At 72.1% G+C, this 25430-nt stretch carries 22 protein-coding genes; 18 read left to right on the top strand and 4 right to left on the bottom strand.

Features of this window, described 5'->3' with window-relative positions; genetic code table 11:
* Positions 1-40 precede the first annotated feature (40 nt).
* The 5 genes from gmk (at position 41) to ACWD11_RS12355 (ending at position 5948) form a co-directional block, all read left to right on the top strand.
* Positions 41-598, top strand: a complete 558-nt coding sequence (gene gmk / locus ACWD11_RS12375) for a guanylate kinase (RefSeq protein ID WP_389420687.1) — start codon at positions 41-43, stop codon at positions 596-598.
* A gap of 50 nt (positions 599-648) precedes the next feature.
* Entirely contained in the window at positions 649-921 is a 273-nt protein-coding gene (gene rpoZ, locus ACWD11_RS12370; protein WP_003988945.1) for a DNA-directed RNA polymerase subunit omega, read from the top strand.
* A gap of 111 nt (positions 922-1032) precedes the next feature.
* Entirely contained in the window at positions 1033-2235 is a 1203-nt protein-coding gene (gene coaBC / locus ACWD11_RS12365; RefSeq protein WP_451282817.1) for a bifunctional phosphopantothenoylcysteine decarboxylase/phosphopantothenate--cysteine ligase CoaBC, read from the top strand.
* A gap of 238 nt (positions 2236-2473) precedes the next feature.
* Entirely contained in the window at positions 2474-3682 is a 1209-nt protein-coding gene (gene metK / locus ACWD11_RS12360; RefSeq protein ID WP_389420685.1) for a methionine adenosyltransferase, read from the top strand.
* 109 nt (positions 3683-3791) lie between these two features.
* Positions 3792-5948 carry a primosomal protein N' gene (locus ACWD11_RS12355; RefSeq protein WP_389420684.1) on the top strand — a complete coding sequence of 719 codons (2157 nt, stop codon included), beginning with the start codon at positions 3792-3794 and terminating at the stop codon, positions 5946-5948.
* A gap of 592 nt (positions 5949-6540) precedes the next feature.
* Here the strand turns inward: ACWD11_RS12355 and ACWD11_RS12350 are convergent.
* Complete coding sequence (locus tag ACWD11_RS12350; protein WP_389420683.1) at positions 6541-7083, bottom strand: hypothetical protein; 543 nt, start codon at positions 7081-7083, stop codon at positions 6541-6543.
* A 238-nt stretch (positions 7084-7321) separates the two neighbouring features.
* Here ACWD11_RS12350 and fmt point away from each other — a divergent pair, with 238 nt between their 5' ends.
* The 3 genes from fmt to ACWD11_RS12335 all read left to right on the top strand — a co-directional run bounded on the left by fmt (position 7322) and on the right by ACWD11_RS12335 (position 10250).
* On the top strand, positions 7322-8254 hold the full coding sequence (gene fmt / locus ACWD11_RS12345; protein ID WP_389420682.1) for a methionyl-tRNA formyltransferase: 933 nt from the start codon (positions 7322-7324) through the stop codon (positions 8252-8254).
* Positions 8255-8340: 86 nt separating this feature from the next.
* A complete protein-coding gene (locus tag ACWD11_RS12340) occupies positions 8341-9759 on the top strand; it encodes an RsmB/NOP family class I SAM-dependent RNA methyltransferase (protein ID WP_451282814.1) in 1419 nt (472 codons plus the stop codon).
* Positions 9760-9830: 71 nt separating this feature from the next.
* Positions 9831-10250: a DUF6027 family protein gene (locus tag ACWD11_RS12335; protein WP_389420680.1), complete on the top strand. Its 420-nt coding sequence runs from the start codon at positions 9831-9833 to the stop codon at positions 10248-10250.
* On the opposite strand, the gene ACWD11_RS12330 is transcribed toward ACWD11_RS12335, so the two are convergent.
* On the bottom strand, positions 10201-12348 hold the full coding sequence (locus ACWD11_RS12330; RefSeq protein WP_451282812.1) for an MMPL family transporter: 2148 nt from the start codon (positions 12346-12348) through the stop codon (positions 10201-10203). The genes ACWD11_RS12335 and ACWD11_RS12330 overlap by 50 nt on opposite strands.
* A 92-nt stretch (positions 12349-12440) precedes the next feature.
* Between ACWD11_RS12330 and rpe the strand changes: the two genes are divergently transcribed.
* The 9 genes from rpe (at position 12441) to ACWD11_RS12285 (ending at position 22554) form a co-directional block, all read left to right on the top strand.
* Positions 12441-13127, top strand: coding sequence for a ribulose-phosphate 3-epimerase (gene rpe / locus ACWD11_RS12325; protein ID WP_451282810.1), 687 nt, complete (start codon positions 12441-12443; stop codon positions 13125-13127).
* Between the two features lie 78 nt (positions 13128-13205).
* Positions 13206-14249: a sugar-binding transcriptional regulator gene (locus ACWD11_RS12320; RefSeq protein WP_389420677.1), complete on the top strand. Its 1044-nt coding sequence runs from the start codon at positions 13206-13208 to the stop codon at positions 14247-14249.
* A gap of 105 nt (positions 14250-14354) precedes the next feature.
* Positions 14355-14645: a barstar family protein gene (locus ACWD11_RS12315; RefSeq protein WP_389420676.1), complete on the top strand. Its 291-nt coding sequence runs from the start codon at positions 14355-14357 to the stop codon at positions 14643-14645.
* Positions 14646-14776: 131 nt separating this feature from the next.
* On the top strand, positions 14777-16219 hold the full coding sequence (locus tag ACWD11_RS12310) for a GuaB1 family IMP dehydrogenase-related protein (protein ID WP_389420702.1): 1443 nt from the start codon (positions 14777-14779) through the stop codon (positions 16217-16219).
* Between the two features lie 333 nt (positions 16220-16552).
* Positions 16553-18022, top strand: coding sequence for an amino acid permease (locus ACWD11_RS12305; RefSeq protein WP_389420675.1), 1470 nt, complete (start codon positions 16553-16555; stop codon positions 18020-18022).
* 10 nt (positions 18023-18032) lie between these two features.
* Positions 18033-18485 carry an Lrp/AsnC family transcriptional regulator gene (locus ACWD11_RS12300; RefSeq protein WP_048581051.1) on the top strand — a complete coding sequence of 151 codons (453 nt, stop codon included), beginning with the start codon at positions 18033-18035 and terminating at the stop codon, positions 18483-18485.
* A 189-nt stretch (positions 18486-18674) separates the two neighbouring features.
* On the top strand, positions 18675-19865 hold the full coding sequence (locus tag ACWD11_RS12295; protein ID WP_389420674.1) for an MFS transporter: 1191 nt from the start codon (positions 18675-18677) through the stop codon (positions 19863-19865).
* Between the two features lie 152 nt (positions 19866-20017).
* Complete coding sequence (locus ACWD11_RS12290; RefSeq protein WP_451282807.1) at positions 20018-20806, top strand: carbon-nitrogen hydrolase family protein; 789 nt, start codon at positions 20018-20020, stop codon at positions 20804-20806.
* A gap of 47 nt (positions 20807-20853) precedes the next feature.
* Positions 20854-22554 carry a flavin monoamine oxidase family protein gene (locus ACWD11_RS12285; RefSeq protein WP_389420672.1) on the top strand — a complete coding sequence of 567 codons (1701 nt, stop codon included), beginning with the start codon at positions 20854-20856 and terminating at the stop codon, positions 22552-22554.
* Between the two features lie 26 nt (positions 22555-22580).
* Here ACWD11_RS12285 and ACWD11_RS12280 read toward each other — a convergent pair whose 3' ends face one another.
* A complete protein-coding gene (locus ACWD11_RS12280) occupies positions 22581-23267 on the bottom strand; it encodes a DUF5995 family protein (protein WP_451282805.1) in 687 nt (228 codons plus the stop codon).
* A 166-nt stretch (positions 23268-23433) separates the two neighbouring features.
* Here ACWD11_RS12280 and ACWD11_RS12275 point away from each other — a divergent pair, with 166 nt between their 5' ends.
* Positions 23434-24573, top strand: coding sequence for a glycoside hydrolase family 6 protein (locus ACWD11_RS12275; RefSeq protein WP_389420701.1), 1140 nt, complete (start codon positions 23434-23436; stop codon positions 24571-24573).
* On the opposite strand, the gene ACWD11_RS12270 is transcribed toward ACWD11_RS12275, so the two are convergent.
* On the bottom strand, positions 24552-25193 hold the full coding sequence (locus ACWD11_RS12270; protein WP_451282803.1) for a Pr6Pr family membrane protein: 642 nt from the start codon (positions 25191-25193) through the stop codon (positions 24552-24554). The two genes, ACWD11_RS12275 and ACWD11_RS12270, sit on opposite strands and share 22 nt — an antisense overlap.
* Positions 25194-25430 lie beyond the last annotated feature (237 nt).

The following is a 25430-nucleotide window of genomic DNA, read 5'->3' as shown; positions in this document are numbered from 1 at the left end:
GGAGTCCCGGGCACCCCGGGATTGCTGGAATAATCGCTGCATGAGTGAACGTCCGCGGCTGACCGTGCTCTCCGGCCCCTCTGGGGTCGGCAAGAGCACGGTCGTCGCCCATATGCGCAAGGAACACCCCGAGGTCTGGCTCTCGGTGTCGGCGACGACCCGCAAGCCCCGACCCGGCGAGAAGCACGGAGTCCACTACTTCTTCGTCACCGACGAGGAGATGGACAAGCTGATCGCCAACGGCGAGCTGCTGGAGTGGGCCGAGTTCGCGGGCAACCGCTACGGCACGCCGCGCGCGGCCGTGCTGGAGCGCCTGGAGGCGGGCGAGCCCGTCCTGCTGGAGATCGACCTCCAGGGCGCCCGGCAGGTCCGCGACTCCATGGAAGAGGCTCATCTGGTGTTCCTGGCTCCTCCCTCCTGGGAGGAGCTGGTGCGCAGGCTCACCGGCCGCGGCACCGAGCCGCCCGAGGTGATCGAGCGCCGGCTCCAGGCGGCGAAGGTCGAACTGGCCGCCGAGCGGGAGTTCGACGAGACCCTGGTCAACACCTCCGTCGAGGACGTGGCGCGCGAGCTGCTAGCCTTGATGGACGTTGTGTGATCGTCTCTGATCGCCTGACTTAATCTTTCCCATCCATCGGAAGGTAGAGCGTGTCCTCTTCCATCTCCGCGCCCGAGGGCATCATCAACCCGCCGATCGACGAGCTCCTCGAGGCCACCGACTCGAAGTACAGCCTCGTGATCTACGCGGCCAAGCGGGCCCGCCAGATCAACGCGTACTACTCGCAGCTCGGCGAGGGCCTCCTCGAGTACGTCGGTCCGCTCGTCGACACCCACGTCCACGAGAAGCCGCTCTCGATCGCCCTCCGGGAGATCAACGCGGGGCTGCTGACGTCCGAGGCCGTCGAGGGCCCGGCGCAGTAATATTTCCTGCTTGCAGCAGTCTTTTCCACAGGCCCGGCAGTCATGCTGCCGGGCCTGTGGTGTGTCATGGGGTTGTACGTGTTCCGAGCGTTTCCGAGCCGGGGAGAGACCGTGGACAAGCCGAGGGTCGTGCTGGGGGTCAGCGGTGGCATCGCCGCGTACAAGGCCTGTGAGCTGCTGCGCAGGCTGACCGAGTCGGGACATGACGTCCGTGTGGTGCCCACCTCCTCCGCGCTGCACTTCGTCGGCGCCGCCACCTGGTCGGCCCTGTCCGGCAACCCCGTCTCGACCGAGGTGTGGAACGACGTCCACGAGGTGCCGCACGTCCGCATCGGCCAGCACGCCGACCTGGTGGTGGTCGCCCCGGCCACCGCGGACCTGCTCGCCAAGGCGGCACACGGCCTCGCCGACGACCTGCTGACCAACACCCTGCTCACCGCCCGCTGCCCGGTCGTGTTCGCCCCCGCCATGCACACCGAGATGTGGGAGCACCCGGCCACCCAGGAGAACGTGGCGACCCTGCGCCGCCGGGGCGCCGTCGTCATCGAGCCCGCCGTCGGCCGCCTCACCGGCGTCGACACCGGCAAGGGCCGGCTGCCGGACCCCGCGGAGATCTACGAGGTCTGCCGCCGGGTGCTGGCCCGGGGCGTCACCGAGCCCGACCTCACCGGGCGGCACGTCGTGGTCAGCGCCGGCGGCACCCGCGAGCCGCTCGACCCGGTCCGCTTCCTCGGCAACCGCTCCTCCGGCAAGCAGGGCTACGCCCTCGCCCGCACCGCCGCCGCGCGCGGTGCCCGGGTCACGCTGATCGCCGCCAACACCGGGCTGCCGGACCCGGCGGGCGTGGACGTCGTCCAGGTCGGTACGGCCGTACAGCTGCGGGAGGCGGTGCTGAAGGCGGCCGCCGACGCCGACGCGGTGGTCATGGCCGCGGCGGTCGCGGACTTCCGGCCGGCCGATTACGCCGCCGGGAAGATCAAGAAGAAGGACGGCCAGGACCCGGACCCGATCGTCCTGGTGCGGAATCCGGACATCCTCGCGGAGATCTCCGCCGACCGGGCCCGCCCCGGCCAGGTGGTCGTCGGCTTCGCCGCCGAGACCGACGACGTGCTGGCCAACGGCCGCACCAAGCTGGCGCGCAAGGGCTGCGACCTGCTGGTGGTGAACGAGGTGGGGGAGCGCAAGACCTTCGGCGCCGAGGAGAACGAGGCCGTGGTGCTGGGCGCCGACGGCACCGAGACGCCGGTCCCCTACGGCCCCAAGGAAGCGCTGGCCGAAACCGTGTGGGATCTGGTGGCCGTCCGGCTCGACTGACCGTCGCATTCGCCGCAGGGCCTGCGAAACCGCGCACATTGGGGCGTGGCGCCCCTGGCCAAGGCCACGGAGGATTGGGCAGAATGCCCGTGCCGCAGGTCACAGCGCTCCCGAGAGGCGAGACGGGTGGGCCCGCGGGTGAGCGCGACCGATAAACTGTTCACGGACGACGCCGGGCGCAGCCCCCGTCCCGTCCACCAATGATCAGCCAGCAGCCGCTGCAACCCCAGGGAGCGTTGTGTCCCGTCGCCTGTTCACCTCGGAGTCCGTGACCGAGGGTCACCCCGACAAGATCGCTGACCAGATCAGCGACACCATTCTCGATGCGCTCCTGCGCGAGGACCCGACCTCCCGGGTCGCCGTCGAGACGCTGATCACCACCGGCCTGGTGCACGTGGCCGGCGAGGTCACGACCAAGACGTACGCGGACATCGCGACGCTGGTCCGCAACAAGGTCCTCGAGATCGGCTACGACTCCTCCAAGAAGGGCTTCGACGGCGCCTCCTGCGGTGTCTCCGTCTCCATCGGCGCGCAGTCCCCTGACATCGCGCAGGGCGTCGACACGGCGTACGAGACCCGGGTCGAGGGCGACGAGGACGAGCTGGACCGCCAGGGCGCCGGTGACCAGGGCCTGATGTTCGGCTACGCGACCGACGAGACGCCGACGCTGATGCCGCTGCCGATCTTCCTGGCGCACCGCCTGTCGAAGCGGCTGTCCGAGGTCCGCAAGAACGGCACCATCCCCTACCTGCGCCCCGACGGCAAGACGCAGGTCACCATCGAGTACGACGGCGACAAGGCCGTCCGCCTCGACACGGTCGTCGTCTCCTCGCAGCACGCGAGCGACATCGACCTGGAGTCCCTGCTCGCCCCCGACATCCGCGAGTTCGTCGTGGAGCCGGAGCTGAAGGCGCTCCTGGACGAGGGCATCAAGCTGGACACGGAGAACTACCGCCTGCTGGTCAACCCCACCGGCCGCTTCGAGATCGGCGGCCCGATGGGCGACGCGGGCCTCACCGGCCGCAAGATCATCATCGACACGTACGGCGGCATGGCCCGCCACGGCGGCGGTGCCTTCTCCGGCAAGGACCCGTCCAAGGTGGACCGCTCGGCCGCGTACGCGATGCGCTGGGTCGCCAAGAACGTCGTCGCGGCGGGCCTCGCCTCCCGCTGTGAGGTCCAGGTGGCGTACGCCATCGGCAAGGCCGAGCCGGTGGGTCTGTTCGTCGAGACCTTCGGCACCGCCAAGATCGACGCCGAGAAGATCGAGAAGGCCATCGACGAGGTCTTCGACCTCCGCCCGGCCGCGATCATCCGCGACCTCGACCTGCTCCGCCCGATCTACGCCCAGACGGCCGCGTACGGCCACTTCGGCCGCGAGCTGCCCGACTTCACCTGGGAGCGCACGGACCGCGTGGACGCGCTGCGGGCGGCGGCGGGGCTGTAAGGCTCCGCATCCGGTACGGCTGACGAGGCCCGGCGCCCCTTCGGGGGTGCCGGGCCTCGCGTATGTCCGGGTGGCGCCGCTGTCAGTGGCATTTGGTAAGAATGCAAGCGTGAGCAGCGAGGACGGGCAGGTCGGGGGTGGGGCCGAGGGGGCGCCGCCCGAGCAGCTCGCGTTCATTCGGGAGAGTGTGCGCAAGGCCAAGGGGCCGCGGGCCAAGCCGCGGACCTGGCGGGGGGCCGCGCTTGCTCCCGAGCTGCCGGTCGCGCGGGTGCTGGTGGACAAGGGGGTGCTGCACCTCGACCGGTACTTCGACTACGCGGTGCCGGAGGAGCTGGACGCCGACGCGCAGCCCGGGGTGCGGGTGCGGGTGCGGTTCGGGGCCGGGCGGCACCGGGTGCGGGACGGGCGCCGTGAGGGCGGGGGGCTGATCGACGGGTTCCTGATCGAGCGGCTGGCCGAGTCGGACTACTCGGGGCCGCTCGCCGCGCTGGCCCAGGTGGTGTCGCCGGAGCGGGTGCTCGACGAGGAATTGCTGGGCCTGGCCCGGGCCGTCGCGGACCGGTACGCGGGGAGCCTGGCCGATGTGCTGCAGCTGGCTGTTCCGCCGCGGAGCGCCCGGGCCGAGCAGCGGCCCTCGCCGGAGCCGTTGCCGGTACCGGCGGCGCCCGAGGCGGGGTCCTGGGAGCGGTACGAGCACGGTGGGACGTTCGTGCGGGCGCTGGCCTCGGGCGGGGTGCCTCGGGCCGTGTGGAACGCCCTTCCCGGGCCCGAGTGGAGCGAGGAGATCGCCCGGGCGGTCGCGGCGACGCTGGCGTCCGGCCGGGGGGCGCTGGTCGTGGTGCCGGACGGGCGGGCCGTGGCGCGGGTGGATGCCGCGTTGACGGCGCTACTGGGGGAGGGGCGGCACGCCGTGCTCACCGCCGATGCCGGGCCCGAGAAGCGGTACCGGGAGTGGCTGGCCGTGCGCCGGGGGGCCGTGCGAGCCGTCGTGGGGACGCGGGCGGCCATGTTCGCGCCGGTGCGGGATCTTGGGCTCGTGGTCATCTGGGACGACGGGGACGACAGTCACAGCGAGCCGCACGCTCCTCAGCCGCATGCGCGGGACGTGTTGCTGCTGCGGGCCGCGCAGGACAAGTGCGCGTTCCTCCTGGGGGCTTGGAGCTGCACCGTCGAGGCCGCCCAGCTGGTGGAGAGCGGGTGGGCCCGGCCGCTGGTCGCCGGACGGGAGCAGGTGCGGGGGGCCGCGCCGCTGGTGCGGACGGTGGGTGACGGGGACCTGGCCCGGGACGAGGCCGCTCGCGCCGCGCGGCTGCCGACGCTGGCCTGGCAGGTCGTCCGGGACGCGGTGCGGCAGGGGCCGGTACTGGTGCAGGTGCCCCGGCGGGGGTACGTGCCGCGGCTGGCGTGCGCCAACTGCCGGGCGCCCGCTCGGTGCCGGCACTGTTCGGGGCCGCTGGAGGCGCAGGACGCGGGGGCGCTTCGGTGCGCGTGGTGCGGGCGGGAGGAAGGCGCCTGGCACTGCGCGGAGTGCGGGGGGTTCCGGCTGCGGGCGCAGGTCGTGGGGGCTCGGCGGACCGCGGAGGAGCTGGGGCGGGCGTTTCCGGCCGTGCCGGTGCGGACGTCCGGGCGGGAGCAGGTGCTGGACACGGTGCCGGGGGTGCCAGCGCTGGTGGTGAGTACCCCGGGGGCCGAGCCGGTGGCCGAGGGCGGTTACGCGGCGGCCCTGCTCCTGGACGGGTGGGCCATGGTGGGGCGGCCCGATCTGCGGGCCGGTGAGGACGCGTTGCGGCGATGGATCGGGGCCGCGGCGCTGGTGCGGCCGCAGGGGGACGGGGGGACCGTGGTGGTGGTGGCCGAGCCGACCCTGCGGCCCGTGCAGGCGTTGGTGCGGTGGGATCCCGTGGGACATGCGGTGCGGGAGCTGGCGGAGCGAGCCGAGCTGGGGTTTCCGCCGGTGTCCCGGATGGCCGCGGTGTCGGGGACGGCGGAGGCTGTGGGGGAGTTTCTGGGGGCCGTGGAACTGCCGGGGGAGGCGGAGGTGCTGGGGCCGGTCCCGGTGCCGGTCACCGCCCCTGGGCGGCCTCGGCGGACGGGTGGGCCGCCGCCGGGGGAGCGGTGGGAGCGGGCGTTGATCCGGGTGCCGCCGGGGAGGGGGGCGGCGCTGGCCGCCGCGCTGAAGGCTGCGCAGGCTGCCCGGATGGCTCGGGGTGGGGCCGGTGGGGAGGCGGCGGTTCGGGTGCGGATCGATCCGCCGGATATTGGGTGACGGGGGTGGGGTGCGGGGTGCGGTGGGTTTGCCTGCCGTGCGTCGGTGCGGGTGCGCGTGCGGTGGGGTTCGCGTGTACGTGCGCTGGTGCGGTTCCGGTTGGTTTGTGGCGCCGGGGGGTGGGTGCGCTCCCCCCTCTGGCGGGGTGCCTCCCCCAGAGGGGGGGACCCCAGCCCACCCGTGCCGCCCCAGCGGCGGCGGGCGGGGGATGAGGGCCGGTGTGCGGGGGGTGCCGTAGCCGTAGCCGCAGTGGCAGGGGTTTCGGGGCGCTTGCGCTGCCGGGCTCCTGGGCGGCTGAGCGCTCCATCAGCACGCCTCCTGGCAGCCGCGGCGGATGTGTCGGGTGCCGTGAGGAGTGGCTTGCGTGCGGGTCGATGGCGGCGATGAGGCGTGAGCGTCCGCTGGGGCGCGTAGCCCCGCAGCCGTGGGGATGGGTGCCGCAGGGGCAGGGGCAGGGGCAGGGGCAGGGGCAGGGGCAGGGGTTTGAGGGCTTCGGAGGTCCCGCGCTCGCGGGGTGAACCGGTGCGGAGATGTTTGTGCCCCCGGCCTCCCGGTGTCGGTGGGGGAGGGCGGGGGCGTGGGGGCGGGGGTGTCAGCCGTTGCGGGGGGACGGGAAGGCTGGGGGGCGGGGGTCTTCTCGGAGGGCGGGGGTCGTGGCCGTGGGCTGGGTGGGCATCGACCGTGCCGCGGGGACCGTGGGGACCGACGGGATGCCGGTGTTGACGCTCACCGTGCGGGTGGCCGTCGTCTCCGTCGTGCGCTCGGCCTCGGCCGCCGCCTGGGTCACGGCGCGGCGGGCGCCGTAGCGGCGGTGGACCGCCTGCTTGGTCACGCCGAGGGCGGAGCCCACCGCGTCCCACGAGAAGCCGAGTGAGCGGTCGAAGTCCACGGCCGCCGTCACCAGGGTCTCGACGCTGTCCCGCAGCTCCTGGGCGAGGCGTACCGTCGGGGCGGGAGCGCGTCCGTAGACGACGAAGCCCGTGGACGGGCCGGAGCGGCGCGGGCGGTAGACGTTGCCCAACTGGGCGGTGAGCGTGCGCAGTGCGTCCACCTGCCGGCGGACCCGCTCGATGTCCCGCACCAGCAAGTGCAGGCTGGCCCGAGCCTGGGCGTCGTGGGTTGCGTGGTCGGCCATGAACAAGCCTCTCGAACCGGCGTTGAAAAGGAGCGGGCCGCGCGATGTGCGGCCCGTTGGGGTCAACTCTTTCTTGACCAACGCGTAGACGCTCCGCTGGTCACGCAGAGGGGGCGTACCGGCATATGCGTGCGCCGGGGGTGCGGGGCTGCCGACGGCCCTCCCCTCGGCGGCCGCTTTCCCCCAATAGACTGGTGCGCTGCCCGACCCATCCCGACCGAGAGGCCCGCACCCACCCATGAAGCTCGTCTTCGCCGGTACCCCCGAGGTCGCCGTTCCCGCTCTGGACGCTCTTCTCGCCTCCGGGCGGCATGAGGTGGCCGCTGTCGTCACGCGGCCCGACGCTCCCGCCGGGCGAGGGCGCAGGCTCGTCGCCTCGCCGGTGGCCGAGCGGGCCGAGGAGGCCGGGATCGAGGTGCTGAAGCCCGTCAAGCCGCGGGACCCGGAGTTCCTGGAGCGGCTGCGGGAGATCGCGCCGGACTGCTGTCCCGTGGTCGCGTACGGCGCGCTGCTGCCGCGCGTCGCCCTCGACATCCCGGCCCACGGCTGGGTCAACCTGCACTTCTCCCTGCTGCCGGCCTGGCGCGGGGCCGCGCCGGTGCAGCACTCCATCATGGCGGGGGACGAGATCACCGGTGCCTCCACCTTCCTCATCGAGGAGGGCCTCGACTCCGGGCCCGTCTACGGCACCGTCACCGAGACGGTCCGGCCCACCGACACCAGCGGCGACCTGCTCACCCGGCTCGCCTTCGCCGGCGCCGGGCTGCTCGCCGCGACCATGGACGGGATCGAGGACGGCTCCCTGAAGGCCGTACCGCAGCCGGGCGAGGGCATCAGCCTGGCGCCCAAGGTCAATGTGGAGGACGCCCGCATCGACTGGAGCGCCCCCGCCCTGCGCGTCGACCGGGTCGTCCGCGGCTGCACCCCGGCGCCCGGCGCCTGGACCGTCTTCCGCGGGGAGCGGCTCAAGCTCATCCAGGTCCAGCCGGTGCCGGACCGGACCGACCTCGCCCCGGGCGCGCTTGCCGTGGGCAAGAACAGCGTGCACGTCGGCACCGGTTCGTACGCCGTCGAGCTGCTGTGGGTGCAGGCCCAGGGCAAGAAGCCGATGCGGGCGGCCGACTGGGCGCGCGGGGTGCGGATCGCCGACGGCGAGCGGCTCGGGGCCTGACCGGCCGCGCACCGGGCGCCCGGTGCGACGTACGCTGGACACGCACGTCCAGCACATGTCATCCAGCAACGCGGAGCACCTTTTTCGTGAGCGAGACCTCCCGTCGGCCCCGTAAACCCGGCAAGCCCTACCGGCGGCCCCAGAAGGACCCCGTCCGCTTTCTCGCCTTCGAGGCCCTGCGGGCGGTGGACGAACGGGACGCGTACGCCAACCTCGTGCTGCCGCCGCTGCTGCGCAAGGCGCGCGAGCAGGGGGACTTCGACGGGCGGGACGCGGCGCTCGCGACCGAGCTGGTGTACGGGACGCTGCGCCGGCAGGGGACGTACGACGCCGTCATCTCCGCGTGCGTCGACCGGCCGCTCAGGGAGGTCGACCCGCCGGTGCTCGATGTGCTGAGCCTCGGGGCGCACCAGCTCCTCGGCACCCGGATCCCGACGCATGCCGCCGTGTCCGCCTCCGTCGAGCTCGCCCGGGTCGTCCTCGGCGACGGGCGGGCCAAGTTCGTGAACGCCGTGCTGCGCAAGGTCTCCCAGCACGATCTCGACGAGTGGATCGAGCGGGTCGCGCCGCCCTACGACGACGACCCCGAGGAACATCTCGCCGTCGTGCACTCGCATCCGTGCTGGGTCGTCGCCGCGCTGTGGGACGCGCTCGGCGGGGGACGCGCCGGGATCGAGCGGCTGCTGGCGGCCGACAACGAGCGGCCCGAGGTGACCCTGGTCGCCCGGCCCGGGCGGGCCACCACCGAGGAACTGCTCGGCGAGGACGCGGCGGTGGCGGGGCGCTGGTCGCCGTACGCGGTGAGGCTGGCCGAGGGCGGTGAGCCCGGCGCCATCGAGGCCGTACGCGAAGGGCGGGCCGGGGTGCAGGACGAGGGGAGCCAGCTCGTCGCCCTCGCCCTCGCCCACGCGCCCCTGGACGGGCCCGACGCCAGGTGGCTCGACGGATGCGCCGGGCCCGGTGGCAAGGCGGCGCTGCTCGCTGCGCTCGCCGCCGAGCGCGGGGCCGTGCTGCTCGCCGCCGAGAAGCAGCCGCACCGGGCCGGGCTGGTGGCCAAGGCGCTTGCCGGCAACCCCGGGCCGTACCAGGTCATCGCCGCCGACGGGACCCGGCCGCCGTGGCGGCCCGGCTCCTTCGACCGGGTGTTGATGGACGTACCGTGCACCGGTCTCGGCGCCCTGCGGCGGCGGCCGGAGGCCCGGTGGCGGCGCAGGCCCGAGGACCTCGACGGGTTCGCGCCGCTCCAGCGGGGCCTGCTGGGCACCGCCCTCGACTCCGTGCGGGTCGGCGGGGTCGTCGGCTACGCCACCTGCTCCCCGCATCTCGCCGAGACCCGTGCGGTCGTCGACGACGTGCTCAAGCAGCACCCGGGCGCGGAGCTGATCGACGCCCGCCCGCTGCTGCCCGGCGTACCGGACCTGGGCGACGGGCCCGACGTCCAGCTGTGGCCGCATCTGCACGGGACCGACGCGATGTATCTGGCGCTGATCCGCCGCACGGCTTGACCGGCCGGGCGGTTGCCCCGGCCCGGCCCTCCTGCCGAGACTCGTGAGGACCGAGCCGTGCCGGGAGGCTGATGTCCTTGACCGAGGATCCGGATGTGTGGGCCGACGAGGACGGGCATGACGTCGTACGGCTGCGCCCCTGGAAGGGGGAGTGGACCGAGGCCGATCCGCACGCCGCCTTCAAGTCGGACGTGGTGGGGTACGGCCTGCTCGACCCGCTGGCCACGGTGCGCGGGATGTCCCGGAACCTGGACATCCCGGTCGGCGCCCTCGTCCGCTACGTCCTGGCCCGCTGGGCCTCGGGCGGCAGCGGGGGGCTGCTGGAGGTGGGGCCCGTCATGGTGCCCCGGCTGTGGGAGCCCGTCGCCGCCGCCGAGGAGGCGGACAGCGACGAGGAGCGGCTGCGCGCCTACCACCAGCTCCGCCAGATGATCGCCTGGCTCAAGGTCCCGCTGGACGAGCCGTCGGTGTATCCGCCGCAGCGGGACTGACCGAGCCGTCCTCCTTGGCCGGCCGGTGCGGCCACCACACCTTCGGGCCGACGTCCATGAACAGCGCCGGGACCAGGATCGAGCGCACGATGAAGGTGTCCAGGATGACGCCGAGCGCGACCGCGAAGCCGATCTCCGCGAAGGCGACCATCGGGAGCGTGCCGAGGGCGGCGAAGGTCCCGGCCAGGACCAGGCCGGCCGAGGTGATGACCGCGCCCGTCGCGGCGAGGCCGGTCACCACGCCCGCCCGGGTGCCCTGACGGGCCGCCTCCTCGCGGATCCGGGTGGTCAGGAAGATGTTGTAGTCGATGCCCAGGGCGACCAGGAAGACGAAGACGAACAGCGGGAAGTCCGTGGACTCGCCCGCGTAGTGGAAGAGGTGGCGGAAGGCGAGCGCGCTGAGGCCCAGGGCCGCCGCGAAGGACAGGATCACCGTGCCGATCAGCAGCAGCGGGGCGATCAGGGCGCGCAGCAGGACGCACAGGATCAGCAGCACGACGATCAGCACCAGCGGGATGATCAGCAGGTTGTCGTGCGTGGTCGCCCGGTCCATGTCCAGCAGGGCCGCCGTACCGCCGCCGACCTGGGCGTCGGCGTCCGGCACCGCGTGCACGGCGTCCCGGACCCGCTCCACCGTCTGCTGGGCCGCCTCGCTGTCGGCCGGGTCGGACAAGGTGGCCTCGAACAGCACCTTGCCCTCGAAGGACGGTTTCGTGCCCGGTGGCAGGCCCAGGGACTCCGGGACCACGCCCGGGGTCCGGGCGACCGCCTGGCCGACCTCCTCGGCCCGGTCCCGGTTGCTGATGACGACGAGCGGATCGCCGCTGCCCGCCGGGAAGTAGCGCTCGGAGACCTGCTGGCCGGTGATGGAGTCCGGGGTGCCGGTGAAGGCGTCCGCGTTGCCGATGCCCTCGGCGCGCAGCTGGATCAGGCCGAGGGAGCACAGCGCGAGGACCGCCGCCGTGACCGCCCACACCATGCGCGGCCGCACGGAGATACGGCGGCCCATGCGGGCCCAGATGCCCCGCTCGTGCGGGTCGGGGGCGCCGACGTGCGGGATCACCGGCCAGAAGATCCACCGGCCGCAGATCACCAGCAGTGCCGGGAACAGCGTCATCATGGCGAGCAGGCCGACCGCGACCCCGATCGCGGCGACCGGTCCGAGGCCGCTGGTGGAGTTCATCTCGGCGGCCAGCAGCACCAGCATGCTCAGCACGACGGTGGCGCCGGAGGCGATCACCGCGGGGCCCGCGCGGTGCAGGGCCAGTGCCATCGCCTCGTGCCGGTCCTCGTGGGAGCGCAGCTCCTCGCGATAGCGGGCCACGAGCAGCAGGGCGTAGTCCGTCCCCGCGCCGAAGACCAGCACGGTCAGGATGCCCGCGCTCTGGCCGTTCACGGTCAGGCCCGCGTGCTCCGCGAGGAAGTAGATGAGCGCCTGCGCGGTGAGCAGGGCGGCGATCACGGCGAGCAGCGGGATCACCAGCAGGGTCGGGCTGCGGTAGGTGATCAGCAGCATCACGATGACGACCGCCATCGCCGACAGCAGCAGGGTGGAGTCGATGCCCTCGAAGGCCTCGGCGAAGTCCGCGGACGTACCGCCCGGGCCCGTGATGTGCACGGCGAGGCCGCCGCCGCCCTCCCCGGTCACCGCCTGGATGTCGTCGACCGCGGGCGAGATCTGCTCCCAGCCCTTCTCGTCCATCGTGATCGGCACGTACACCTGGGCCGCCCGCGGATCGGTCTCCCGATCGTAGGCGGGCCCCCGGGTCTCGTCGCCGCGGATCCCGTGCGCGGTGAGCCGCTTCAGCTCCCGCACGTCCTCCGCGATCGCGGCCCGGTCCTCCGCCGTGAGTCCGCTGTCCCGGGCGTAGATGACGATGGCGGGGATCTGCTCCGGCCTGAAGTCCTCGGACATCTGCAGGACTTGGGTGGACTCGGCGGAGCCGGGCAGCCAGGAGGCGGCGTCATTGTCCTGGGCGTCGGTGAGCTTCTGGGCGAACGGCGCCGTAAGGAAGAGCACGATGAGCCACAGCACCAGGACGACCCACTTGGCCCGCCGCCCGCAGACGCGATGCGCAATCCCGCGCTTTCCGGTCATCGCCACCCCCGGGGCCGAGAGGATGCCGTGCACTGGAGCCCCCGGTAAGGGGCGCCACGACGATCCCCCGCGGGGCGTGGCAGAGTTGGGTCATGGCCGTGCAGATCAACCCCAGCATCCTGTCCGCCGATTTCGCCCGCCTCGCGGACGAGGCGAAGGCGGTCGAAGGAGCCGACTGGCTCCACGTCGACGTCATGGACAACCATTTCGTCCCGAACCTCACGCTCGGCGTGCCGGTCGTAGAGTCGCTGGCCCGTGCGACGGACACTCCGCTGGACTGCCATCTGATGATCGAGGCCCCCGATCGATGGGCGCCCCAGTACGTAGAAGCGGGGGCCGGTTCGGTCACCTTCCACGTCGAGGCGGCCGCCGCTCCGGTGCGTCTGGCCCGCGAGATCCGGGCCAAGGGTGCGCGAGCCTCCATGGCGCTGAAGCCCGCGACGCCCATCGAGCCGTACGAGGACCTGCTCCCCGAGCTCGACATGTTGCTGATCATGACGGTCGAACCCGGTTTCGGGGGACAGGCGTTCCTCGACATCATGCTCCCCAAGATTCGCCGCACCCGCGAGTTGATCAGCAAGCACGGACTTGAGCTGTGGCTTCAGGTGGACGGCGGGGTCTCGGTCACGACGATCGAGCGGTGCGCGGAGGCGGGCGCGGACGTCTTCGTGGCCGGCTCCGCGGTGTACGGGGCGGCGGATCCCGCCGAGGCGGTCCGCGCGCTGCGGGCACAGGCGGAAGGAGTGACCAAGTCCGCGGCCTGGGCATGCGACCACTGAACCAAGGGAACGTGAACGGCGCCCATCAGGGCGGACCCGGTGCGCCGGATCTGCAAGGATGAACGGCGAATCCAGAGTGTGAACAGTAGTGAGGAGATCGCCGTGTCGGGTATGTCGGCGGGCCGGTCAGCCATGCGGATGGGACCCGCTGAGCTGGTGCAGGCGGCGGCCATGGCCCGCCGCTTCTACCTCGAGGGGAAGTCCAAGATCCAGATCGCCGAGGAGTTCGGCGTCAGCCGCTTCAAGGTGGCCCGGGTCCTGGAGACCGCCCTCGAAAGGGATCTCGTGCGTATCGAGATCCGCGTCCCCGCCGAGCTGGACGCCGAGCGCTCGGACGCGCTGCGGGCCCGCTACGGCCTCAGGCACGCCGTCGTGGTCGAGTCGCCGGCGGAGGCCCAGGACTCTCCCGACCCGGAGAACCTGGGAGAAGTGGCGGCCGATCTGCTCGGCGAACTGGTGAACGAAGGTGATGTCCTGGGCCTGGCCTGGGGCCGCTCCACCATCCACATGGCGGCCGCGCTCGACCGGCTGCCGCCGTGCACCGTGGTGCAGCTGACCGGCGTGTACGACGCCGGGACCGCCGAGCGCGGCTCGGTGGAGGCGGTGCGCCGGGCGGCCCAGGTCTCGGGCGGCGACGCGCACCCGATCTACGCGCCGATGCTGCTGCCGGACGCGGCCACCGCGGCGGCGCTGCGCAACCAGACCGGGATCGCCCGGGCCTTCGAGTACTTCGACAAGGTCACGGTCGCCTGTGTCTCCATCGGTTCCTGGGAGCCGGGCATCTCCACGGTGCACGACATGCTCAGCGACCAGGAGCGGGCGCACTACGCCTCGCTCGGAGTCGCCGCCGAGATGTCGGCGCACCTCTTCGACGCCGATGGCCGCCGGGTCGGGCGGGACCTGGGCGAGCGGTGCATCACCGTCAAGGCCGACCAGCTCCGCCGTATCCCCGAGGTGGTCGCCATAGCGGGCGGGTCGCGCAAGGCGTCCGCGATCGACGCCGTGCTGCGGTCGGGGCTCGTCACCAGCCTGGTGACCGACACCTCGGCGGCGGACGTGCTGATGACGGCCGGGCCGACGCCCAAGCCCGCGCTCAACAGGTCTGATCCGGACGGAATCTGACGGAAGGTCAGGAGGGGATGGCCGTGGCCGCGGCGACGGAATGCCGCCGCGGTCCGTCCCCGCCGTGGCCGATGATCACCACGACTCGTTCCGGACGGTACTGAGATGGCGGAAGTGCTGGCCACGCTGGACCTCACCGGGGTCACCGACAAGGCGGGCCTGATGGACCGGTGCCTGCGGGACCTGGGACTGCCGGACTACTTCGGCCGCAACTGGGACGCGCTGGCCGACGTCCTGTCCGATCCCGGCCTGTGGCCCGAGGGCCCGGCCATGGTCCTCGTACGGAACTGGGAGCCGTACGCCGAGGCGCGCCCCGAGGAGTGGGCGACCGCCCGTGAGGTTTTCTCGACCGGCTCGGCCGTCACCGTGGCGCTCGTCCTTGGAGGATCCTCCTAAGCGCCTCTGACCAGCCTGGATGAACAGACCGTGTATGGCGTACCGGTCGTCATGGGAGAATGAAGTACGTGCTCTTTCCCCCTGGCTGACCTGTCCGGGGGCCACCTCTGATCGACTGGGATGTGCAGCACGTGCGTTTCCTCAATGACATCCAGCCCCCGTACGACCTGACGTACGACGACGTCTTCATGGTGCCGAGCCGCTCCGCGGTCGGTTCCCGGCAGGCGGTGGACCTCAGCGCCCCCGACGGCACGGGCACCACGATTCCGCTCGTCGTCGCCAACATGACCGCCATCGCCGGCCGCCGCATGGCGGAGACGATGGCCCGGCGCGGCGGTCTGGTGGTCATCCCGCAGGACATCCCGATCGACGTCGTCACCGAGGTCGTCACCTGGGTCAAGAGCCGTCACCTGGTCCTCGACACCCCCATCGTGCTGGCCCCGCACCAGACGGTCGCCGACGCCCTCTCCCTGCTGCCCAAGCGCGCGCACAACGCCGGGGTCGTCGTCGACGACGACTTCAGGCCGGTCGGCGTGGTCACCGACGCCGACCTGAGCGGCGTGGACCGCTTCACCCAGCTCGAGGTCGTCATGTCCCGCGACCTGCTGCTGCTCGACGCCGACATCGACCCGCGCGAGGCCTTCAACACCCTCGACCACCACAACCGCCGCTACGCCCCCGCCGTCGACGCGGAGGGCAAGCTGGCGGGCATCCTGACGCGCAAGGGCGCCCTGCGGGCCACCCTCTACACCCCGGCCGTGGACGCCGACGGCAAGCTGCGCATCGCCGCCGCCGTGGGCATCAACGGCGATGTGGCGGGCAAGGCCAAGCAGCTGCTCGACGCGGGCGTGGACACGCTCGTCATCGACACCGCGCACGGCCACCAGGAGTCGATGATCAGCGCGGTCAAGCTGGTGCGCGCACTCGACCCGCAGGTGCCGATCGTGGCCGGCAACATCGTCGCCGCCGAGGGCGTCCGCGATCTCATCGAGGCCGGTGCCGACATCATCAAGGTCGGCGTCGGACCCGGTGCCATGTGCACCACCCGCATGATGACCGGCGTCGGCCGGCCGCAGTTCTCCGCGGTGCTGGAGTGCGCCGCCGAGGCGAAGAAGTACGGCAAGCACGTGTGGGCCGACGGCGGCGTCCGGCACCCGCGCGACGTGGCGATGGCCCTCGCGGCCGGTGCGTCCAACGTCATGGTCGGCTCCTGGTTCGCGGGCACCTACGAGTCCCCGGGCGACCTCCAGCACGACGCCCAGGGACGCGCCTACAAGGAGTCCTTCGGCATGGCCTCCGCGCGCGCGGTGCGCAACCGTACGTCGGAGGAGTCGGCCTACGACCGGGCCCGCAAGGCGCTGTTCGAGGAGGGCATCTCCACCTCGCGGATGTTCCTCGACCCGGCCCGTCCGGGCGTGGAGGACCTGATCGACTCGATCATCGCGGGCGTCCGCTCCTCCTGCACCTACGCCGGTGCCGGCTCCCTGGAGGAGTTCGCCGAGAAGGCCGTCGTCGGCGTCCAGAGCGCCGCCGGCTACGCCGAGGGCAAGCCGCTGCACGCCAGCTGGAGCTGACTGCCCCTGCCTCACGTACGGCCCCCGTCGTTCCCCGCCCGGGAACAGCGGGGGCCGTTCTGCGTGCCCCCCGAAAACTCCCGTCAAAAGGCCCCGGCGAAGGTCATCGCGCAACGGTCGAAAGCCGCCGTGCAACGAACACCCACCCAGGCCGGAAGTACGCAATGATCATGCGGGTATGCGCAAGGTTGCTGCATTTCATCAGCAACGCCCCACCTCATAGGCTGTCGCCTCGTACGTGGCGTGGCGGGGACCCCGCTCGGTGGGTCCCTGCTTCGAAGGGGTACCGCCTGTCCCTGCCGCCCTGACCGGCAGCGATGAAGGAGCCAGCGCGTGCTCGACCAAGGCGCACCCCCGCACGACCCAAGCCAGACCGCCCCCGCGTCCCCGGGGCTCGGCGCGCGCCTGATGCGACGCAAGCCCGTGGAAGCCCTGGTCGAGGAGGGTGGCCAGGGCGAGGGAGGTTCGCTGCGGCGCTCCCTGGGCCTGTGGCAGCTCACCATGATCAGCATCGGTGCCACCCTCGGCACCGGCATCTTCGTCGTCCTCGGCGACGCCGTCCCCGAGGCCGGTCCCGCCGTCACCCTGGCCTTCGTCATAGCGGGTCTCACGGCACTGTTCTCGGCCCTGTCCTACGCGGAGCTCGCGGGCAGCATCCCGGTCGCCGGATCCTCGTACTCGTATGCGTACGCAACGATGGGCGAACTCGTCGCCTGGGTCTGCGGCTGGTGTCTGGTGCTGGAGTACGGCGTCTCCGTGGCCGCCGTCGCGGTCGGCTGGGGCGAGTACCTCAACGAGCTCCTCGACGGCACGATCGGCGTCACCATCCCCTCCGCGCTCTCCTCGGCGCCCGGCGAGGGCGGCATCATCAACCTGCCCGGGCTGCTCGTCGTCGTGCTGGCGATGGTCTTCCTGCTCGGTGGCGTCCGGGAGTCGGCCCGCGCCAACACGATCATGGTCGCGGTGAAGATCGCCGCACTGGTGCTGTTCTGCGCGGTCGGCTTCATCGGCTTCAAGTCCGGCAACTACGAGGACTTCATGCCGCTCGGCATGGCGGGCGTCAGCGCCGCCGGTGCCACCCTGTTCTTCTCCTACATCGGCTTCGACGCCGCCTCCACCGCCGGTGAGGAGGCCAAGAACCCCAAGAAGGACCTGCCGCGCGCGATCATGCTCTCGCTGATCATCGTCACCGCGCTGTACGTCCTGGTCGCCGCCGTCGCCGTCGGCGCCTGGAACTGGACCAAGTTCGAGGGCTCCGAGGCCTCCCTCGCGGCGATCATGAACGACGTCAGCGGCCAGTCCTACTGGGGCACCCTGCTCGCGCTCGGCGCGGTCATCTCCATCGCGTCGGTGGTCCTCACCGTGCTGTACGGCCAGACCCGCATCCTCTTCGCGATGTCCCGCGACGGCCTGGTGCCCAAGGCGCTCGGCAAGGTGGACCGCAAGACCGGCACCCCTCGTCTGAACACGGTCCTTGTCTCGCTGTTCTGCGGTGTCCTCGCCGCGCTGATCCCGCTCGGCAAGCTCGTCGACGCCACCAGCATCGGCACGCTGTTCGCCTTCGCGCTGGTCAACATCGCGGTGATCGTGCTGCGCTACCGGCGCCCGGAGCTGGAGCGGACCTTCAAGGTGCCGTTCGGTCCGGTGTTCCCCGTCCTGGGCTTCGCGTTCTGCGCGTACAACATGTTCAGCCTCGACACCGTGACCTGGGTGGTCTTCGGGTGCTGGATGGCGGCCGGTCTCGTGTTCTACTTCCTGTACGGCTACCGCCGGTCCCGTCTTGCCGTGTCAGAAGTGAAGTGAACCACCCGCAGTGCTGAACGATCTCGACGAACGCATCGTGCACGCCCTCGCCGAGGACGCCCGTCGCTCCTACGCGGACATCGGGCAGCTCGTCGGCTTGTCCGCGCCCGCCGTGAAGCGGCGCGTGGACCGGCTGCGCGCCACCGGAGCCATCACCGGATTCACGGTGCGGGTGGACCCGTCGGCGCTCGGCTGGGAGACCGAGGGGTTCGTCGAGATCTACTGCCGGCACAACACCTCGCCGGACACCATCCGGCGAGGGCTCGAGCGCTATCAGGAGGTCGTGGCCGCGTCCACCGTCACGGGTGACGCGGACGCGGTCGTGCAGGTCTTCGCCTCCGACATGCGCCACTTCGAGCGGGTGCTGGAGCGGATCGCCGGGGAGCCGTTCGTGGAGCGGACCAAGTCGGTGCTGGTGCTGTCACCACTGCTGAGGCGCTTCTCCTCGGGCTCGCCCACCTAGCCGGGGCGCCCTTCCGCGGCCTGTGGTGCGGCGGTGGCGTCCCTCCCGGAAATCTCCGTGCACGGGAGGACCGGACCGGCCTACTATCGAGCCATGACCTGGCGACATTGATCCATAACCCGTCGTGCCTCCCGAGGGCCGCCTCGGACGCCGTACCCCGCGTCCGATCCGCCCCTCAGGGAAGGCCTCATGACACTTTCACCCGCGCGCGTGCCCGCCACCGGCAGCCTTCGCCGGCTCACTCGCACGCTGTACGGTTACGCGTTCCTCGACGATCTCGTCCTGCTCTACCCGCTGTACGCCCTGCTCTTCGCCGACAGCGGGCTGTCGCTGTGGCAGATCTCCTCGCTGTTCGCCCTGTGGTCGCTCACCGGCGTCGTCCTGGAGGTGCCCTCCGGCGCCTGGGCCGACGCCGTCTCCCGCCGGGCGCTGCTGTGGCTGGGCCCGCTGCTCAGCGCGGCCGGCTTCGCCCTGTGGGTGCTCGTCCCCTCGTACTGGGCCTTCGCGGCCGGCTTCGTCCTGTGGGGCATCAGCGGAGCGCTGGGCTCCGGTGCGCTGGAGGCCCTGGTCTACGACGAACTGGACCGGCTCGGCGCCGCCGACCGCTACGCGCGCGTCATGGGCCGGGCCCGGGCGGCGGGGCTGCTGGGCGTCATGGCCGCCATGGCGGCGGCCGGTCCGGTGTTCGCGCTCGGCGGCTACCAGGCCGTGGGCGCGGCCAGCGTCGCCGTCTGTCTGCTGGCCGCGCTGACGGCGAGCCGGTTCCCGGAGGACCCGGCCCGGTCCAGCGACGGCGAGGGCTGGGCGGCGACCCTGCGCACCGGCCTCACCACCGCCCGCCGGGACCGCTCGCTGCGCGGCGCGCTGCTGCTCGTCCCGGCCGTGGCCTGCGTGTGGAGTGCCCTGGACGAGTACTCACCGCTGCTGGTCCGCGAGACCGGCGTGCCCGACGGGTTCGTGCCCTACGCCCTGCTGCTGATCTGGGCCGCGGTCACCGCCGTCAGCCTGCTGGCGGGCCCCGCCGAACGGCTCGGCACGACCGGCTTCACCTGGTTGATCGCGGCCTCCGCCCTGGCCCTGGCGCTCGGCGCGCTCACCCGCACCCCGGCCGGCCTCGCGCTGATCGCCGTGGCCTTCGCGGGCTTCCAGCTGGCGACCGTCCTCGCCGACGCCCGCCTCCAGCACCGCATCGAGGAGGGCGGCCGAGCCACCCTCACGTCCGTCGCGGGCCTGGGCACGGAACTGCTGACGGTCCTGGTGTACGGCGCCTACGCGGCGGCCGGTGACCACGCCTCCCACGGCACGGTGTTCGCCCTGTTCGCGCTGCCGTACCTGGTGGGGGCGCTGATCCGAGGGGCGGCCGCCAAGGCCCGGCGCTGACCGGAGGCCGCGCAACGAATCGCCGCGCCCGGCCCGGAGCACGCAACGTTCCGCTCACGAGCGCGCAACGGCTCCTGCTTGTCCGGCCGAGCGCGGCGACCGTACCGTCTAGAGGACCCCTTGAACCCCCTTCCGCCCGGTGAGGATCACGCATGCGCACCGCCCTGCTCCAGAGCTCCGGCCGTCCCGGCTCGGTCGTCGAGAACCTCAAGGTGCTCGACGAGGCCGCGGGCCGTGCCGCCGCGGCGGGCGCCGGGCTGCTCATCACGCCGGAGATGTTCCTGACCGGGTACGCGATCGGCGAGGACATCGCGCGGCTCGCCGAGCCCGCCGACGGGGACAGCGCGGACGCCGTCGCGGAGATCGCCTCGCGGCACGGTCTCGCCCTCGCCTACGGCTACCCCGAGCGGGACGGCGAGACCGTGTACAACTCCGCGCAGCTGATCTCCGCCGACGGCACCCGGCAGGCCAACTACCGCAAGACCCACCTCTTCGGCTGCTTCGAGCGCGACCACTTCACGCCGGGGGAGCGGCAGGTGGTGCAGGCGGAGCTCAACGGCCTGCGCGTCGGCATCCTGATCTGCTACGACGTCGAGTTCCCGGAGAACGTGCGCGCCCACGCCCTGGCCGGCACCGACCTGCTGGTGGTGCCCACGGCGCAGATGCACCCCTTCCAGTTCGTCGCCGAGTCGATGATCCCGGTGCGCGCCTTCGAGAACCAGATGTACGTCGCCTACGTCAACCGGGCCGGGCAGGAAGGGGAGTTCGAGTTCATCGGCCTCTCCGCCCTGGCCGGTCCCGACGGTGTCGCCCGCGCCCGCGCCGGACGCGGTGAGGAGCTGGTGTTCGCCGACACCGACCCCGCGTTCCTCGCCGCCGCCCGCGAGGCCAACCCGTACCTGAAGGACCGCCGCCCCGGCCTCTACGGGTCCCTCGTCTGAACCTCCCCCTCCCAGCTTTCTCAGCTTTCGCAAGGAGTCCGTACCCCATGACGTCCACGGTGCCCACCGCCGTCCAGCACGCCGACGAGCAGCAGCCGCCGATCACCATGTTCGGGCCGGACTTCCCGTACGCGTACGACGACTTCCTCGCCCACCCCGCGGGCCTCGGCCAGATACCCGCGACCGAGCACGGCACCGAGGTCGCGGTGATCGGCGGCGGTCTGTCCGGCATCGTGGCCGCCTACGAGCTGATGAAGATGGGCCTGAAGCCCGTCGTCTACGAGGCCGACCAGATCGGTGGCCGGCTGCGCACCGTCGGCTTCGACGGCCCGGGCACGGAAGGCCTCACGGCCGAGATGGGCGCGATGCGCTTCCCGCCCTCCTCCACCGCCCTCCAGCACTACATCGACCTGGTGGGCCTGGAGACCCGGCCCTTCCCCAACCCCCTGGCCGAGTCCACCCCTTCGACGGTGGTCGACCTCAAGGGCGAGTCGCACTACGCCGAGACCGTCGACGACCTGCCCCAGGTGTACCGGGACGTCGCCGCGGCCTGGAACAAGTGCCTCGAAGAGGGCGCCGACTTCTCCGACATGAACCGCGCGATGCGCGAGCGGGACGTCCCGCGCATCCGCGAGATCTGGGCGCAGCTCGTCGAGAAGCTCGACAACCAGACCTTCTACGGCTTCCTCTGCGAGTCGGAGGCCTTCAAGTCCTTCCGGCACCGCGAGATCTTCGGCCAGGTCGGCTTCGGCACCGGCGGCTGGGACACCGACTTCCCCAACTCCATCCTGGAGATCCTGCGCGTCGTCTACACCGAGGCCGACGACCACCACCGCGGCATCGTCGGCGGCTCCCAGCAGCTGCCCCTGCGCCTGTGGGAGCGCGAGCCGGAGAAGATCGTGCACTGGCCCTACGGCACCTCGCTGGCGAGCCTGCACGACAACGGCGCGCCCCGCCCGGCGGTGACCCGCCTCAACCGCACCGCGGGCAACCGGATCACGGTGACCGACGCCAACGGCGACATCCGCACCTACCAGGCCGCGATCTTCACCGCGCAGTCCTGGATGCTGCTCTCCAAGATCGCCTGCGACGACTCGCTCTTCCCGATCGACCACTGGACCGCCATCGAGCGCACCCACTACATGGAGAGCTCCAAGCTGTTCGTGCCTGTGGACCGGCCGTTCTGGCTGGACAAGGACGAGGAGACGGGCCGGGACGTCATGTCGATGACGCTCACCGACCGGATGACGCGCGGGACGTACCTGCTCGACGACGGCCCGGACAAGCCGGCCGTCATCTGCCTCTCCTACACCTGGTGCGACGACAGCCTGAAGTGGCTGCCGCTGTCCGCGAACGAGCGGATGGAGGTCATGCTGAAGTCGCTCGGCGAGATCTACCCCAAGGTCGACATCCGCAAGCACATCATCGGCAACCCGGTGACCGTGTCCTGGGAGAACGAGCCCTACTTCATGGGCGCGTTCAAGGCCAACCTGCCCGGCCACTACCGCTACCAGCGGCGCCTGTTCACGCACTTCATGCAGGACCGGCTGCCCGAGGACAAGCGGGGCATCTTCCTCGCCGGTGACGACATCTCCTGGACGGCCGGCTGGGCCGAGGGAGCGATCCAGACCGCGCTGAACGCGGTGTGGGGCGTCATGCACCACTTCGGCGGCGAGACCGACGCCACCAACCCCGGGCCCGGCGACGTGTACGACGAGATCGCCCCGGTGGAGCTGCCGGAGGACTGACCTGCCGGAGGACTGACCGCCCGGGGTCAGTCCGGCAGGGGGGTGAGCAGCATGCGGCCCGCGAACCCCACCGCCGCGTCCAGCCGCTCGGTGAACTCCCCGGCCAGCTCGGGGAGTCGGCGCAGCGCCCACAGCGCCCGGGCCGCCGACCAGGTGGCGTCCCGGGCCCGCTCCAGGCTCCACGAGCCGAGCAGATGCGTCAGCGGATCGGCGATCTGGAGCAGGTCCGGGCCCGGCATCAGATCCTCGCGGATGCGCTCCTCCAGCGAGACGAGGAGATCGCCCACCCGATCGAACTCGTCCTCCAGATCGGTGGGTTCGCAGCCGAGGGTACGACAGGCGTCCACGACGGCGAGCGCAAGATCGTGACCGATGTGCGCATTGATGCCCGCCAGCGCGAACTGCAGCGGTCGTACGCCGGGATGGCGGCGGAACTGGAACAGCGGCCGCCAGCAGGCGGGCGGGCGGCGCTCGTCGGCGACCGTGCCGACCGCCGCGAGATAGTGCTCCGCGAACCGCACGTCCAGCGTGATCGCGGCCCCCGGATCCGCGAAGTGGCCCGCGTCGATCCGCCGGTCCACCGCCTCGGTCACCGCCAGGTAGACACGGTTGAAGACGGCCACGCCGTCCCGGGCGGGCAGGGCCGCGTCCAGGGCGCGCATCCGCGAGACGACCGCGTCTACGGGGGTGGTGAGTTGTTCGCATTGCGCCATGGGGGCAGAGTCGCAGCTTTAGGGTGACGGGAGGGTCTGCGGGCCGATCCTTCCCCAGAACGGGGGAACGCGCCCGCCACGGGGGGAGTGAGCAGTGGCAGGGCAACGTGCCCGGCGTCAGGCCGCGCGCAGGTCGGTGCGGCGACGGTCCGCACGGCGGGGAGCCATGGTCGTGGCGGCCTCCGTCGTGGTCGCCATCGCTACCGCGGCCGGGATGATCTCGGCGCTGGAGGAGGAGGGCGGCTCCGACGAGGCCCGCCCCGAGGTGACGCACTCGCCGCGCCTGCAGTCGCTGCCCGTGCGGCCGCCGGTGTCCGCGTCGCCCAGCGCGTCGCCCTCCGCCACACCCTCGCCGACGGAGAAGGCGAAGAAGAAGCGGGCGGCGAGCCCCACGCCCTCGCCCACGAGGACCGAGCCCGAGCGGCGCACGGCCGCCGTGTCCACCCGGCTGTACCGGCACCCCGAGTCCCAAGTGCTGGACTGGGTACGGGAGAACACCGGCGATCCGCGGCACGGCGTCATACAGTCCCGGATCGCCGCCCAGCCGGCCGCGGTGTGGTTCGCCGACTTCACCCCGGACACCATCACCGCCCGGGTCCGCGCGGTCACCTCCGGCGGCGCCGCCCTCGGCCGGGTGCCGGTCGTGGTGGCGTACGCGATACCGGACCGCGACTGCGGAGGGGCCAGCCAGGGCGGGGCGCCCGACCTCGACGCCTACGACGACTGGATCGACCGCTTCGCCGCGGGCCTCGGCTCCGGCGATGTCATCGTCGTCCTGGAACCCGACTCCGTCGCCCAGGCCGAATGCCTCTCGGGCGGCCAGCGAGCCGACCGCTTCGCCTCGCTGGCCCGTGCGGGGCGCGTCCTGAAGGAGGCCAACCCGAGAGCACGCGTCTACTACGACGCCGGCCACTCCGGCTGGCACGCCCCCGCCAAGCAGGCGGGCTGGCTGAAGCAGGCCGGAGCCGCCTCACCCGCCTCCTCCGACGGCATCTTCAGCAACGTCTCCAACTTCCACACCACGGCCGACGAGAGCGCCTACGACCGACAGGTCCTCGACGCCCTAGGCGGCCCCGCCTCGCTCGGCGCCGTGATCGACACCAGCCGCAACGGCAACGGCGCCCCGGCCGACGGCGAGTGGTGCGACCCGGCGGGACGGAGGATCGGCCGGGCGCCCACCCTGAGCACGGGAGAGGCACGGATCGACGCCTACCTGTGGGTCAAGCTGCCGGGGGAGTCCGACGGCTGCAAGGGGACGCCGGGGACGTTCAGCGCCTCGTACGCCTACGACTTGGCCTCGTCGTAGGAGGACGTGCCCTCGTCCAGCTCTTCAGGTGGGCCGGGCGAACGACCGAGGAGGCGGTCGATCCACCGCAGGGCCAGTGCGAGCACCGCGCCGATCGTCAGCACCACGGCGACGTTCCGCAACGCCACCGGGTAACCGAGGGCACCGACGTCGAGGAACGGGTACGGGTACCAGCCCGTCGTCGCGCCGCGCACCAGGGTGTATCCGATCCACCCCAGCGGCCAGGCGAACGACCACGCGAGCGTGCGCCCGTCCGTCTGCCCCCGTGGGCCGAACACCAGCCAGCCCAGGAACGTGGCCGGTGGTGCCACGTAATGGAATGCGATCGTGCACCACAGCGCGGCACCCGACAGGTGCACCTTGGACGCCAGCACGGTCACGAACACGAGCCCCGTGATCAGGATGGCGAGCAGCGAGGTCAGCCGCAGCGCCCGCCATACCCGCCCGTCCCGGTCCGGACCGAGTGCGAGTCCCACGCAGGCCATCGCGACCAGCACATTCGAGTCCACCGTGAAGAAGGAGAAGACCCGCACCAGACGCGAGGCGACACTGGACTGTGGGTCGACCCGGCCCGAGTTGGCGTCCGCTCCCCCCAGGACCAGGAGAACGATCTGAGTCACCAGCGCCGCAATGATCACCGCGGCCAGAGCGCCATGCCAGACCCGCGACGCCGTCAGATACCCAGAACTGGTCGCGCAGCCCGCGCGGTATGAAGCCCCACAGTGGCCGTCTGCTCCGGTTTGCCCCTTTGGTTCCACCAGGCAAGTACACCACTATCCCCGCCTGTGCCCCGATGGCAGCGCCATGGCCGGGGTGGTGAACGCAGCCGGTGCGCGCCCCCCTTCGTGCGCTCGCGC

It is taken from the genome of Streptomyces sp. NPDC002776 (assembly GCF_053592195.1).
This window is presented reverse-complemented; position numbering and strand designations above follow the sequence as displayed.

Excerpts from the sequence above, each read along its gene's own strand:
- gmk (WP_389420687.1), top strand. The coding sequence starts at position 41 with ATGAGTGAACGTCCGCGGCTGACCGTGCTCTCCGGCCCCTCTGGGGTC.
- ACWD11_RS12350 (WP_389420683.1), bottom strand. The coding sequence starts at position 7,083 with ATGGCCGACCACGCAACCCACGACGCCCAGGCTCGGGCCAGCCTGCAC.
- fmt (WP_389420682.1), top strand. The coding sequence starts at position 7,322 with ATGAAGCTCGTCTTCGCCGGTACCCCCGAGGTCGCCGTTCCCGCTCTG.
- ACWD11_RS12335 (WP_389420680.1), top strand. The coding sequence starts at position 9,831 with ATGTCCTTGACCGAGGATCCGGATGTGTGGGCCGACGAGGACGGGCAT.
- ACWD11_RS12330 (WP_451282812.1), bottom strand. The coding sequence starts at position 12,348 with ATGACCGGAAAGCGCGGGATTGCGCATCGCGTCTGCGGGCGGCGGGCC.
- rpe (WP_451282810.1), top strand. The coding sequence starts at position 12,441 with ATGGCCGTGCAGATCAACCCCAGCATCCTGTCCGCCGATTTCGCCCGC.
- ACWD11_RS12315 (WP_389420676.1), top strand. The coding sequence starts at position 14,355 with ATGGCGGAAGTGCTGGCCACGCTGGACCTCACCGGGGTCACCGACAAG.
- ACWD11_RS12295 (WP_389420674.1), top strand. The coding sequence starts at position 18,675 with ATGACACTTTCACCCGCGCGCGTGCCCGCCACCGGCAGCCTTCGCCGG.
- ACWD11_RS12290 (WP_451282807.1), top strand. The coding sequence starts at position 20,018 with ATGCGCACCGCCCTGCTCCAGAGCTCCGGCCGTCCCGGCTCGGTCGTC.
- ACWD11_RS12285 (WP_389420672.1), top strand. The coding sequence starts at position 20,854 with ATGACGTCCACGGTGCCCACCGCCGTCCAGCACGCCGACGAGCAGCAG.
- ACWD11_RS12280 (WP_451282805.1), bottom strand. The coding sequence starts at position 23,267 with ATGGCGCAATGCGAACAACTCACCACCCCCGTAGACGCGGTCGTCTCG.
- ACWD11_RS12275 (WP_389420701.1), top strand. The coding sequence starts at position 23,434 with ATGGTCGTGGCGGCCTCCGTCGTGGTCGCCATCGCTACCGCGGCCGGG.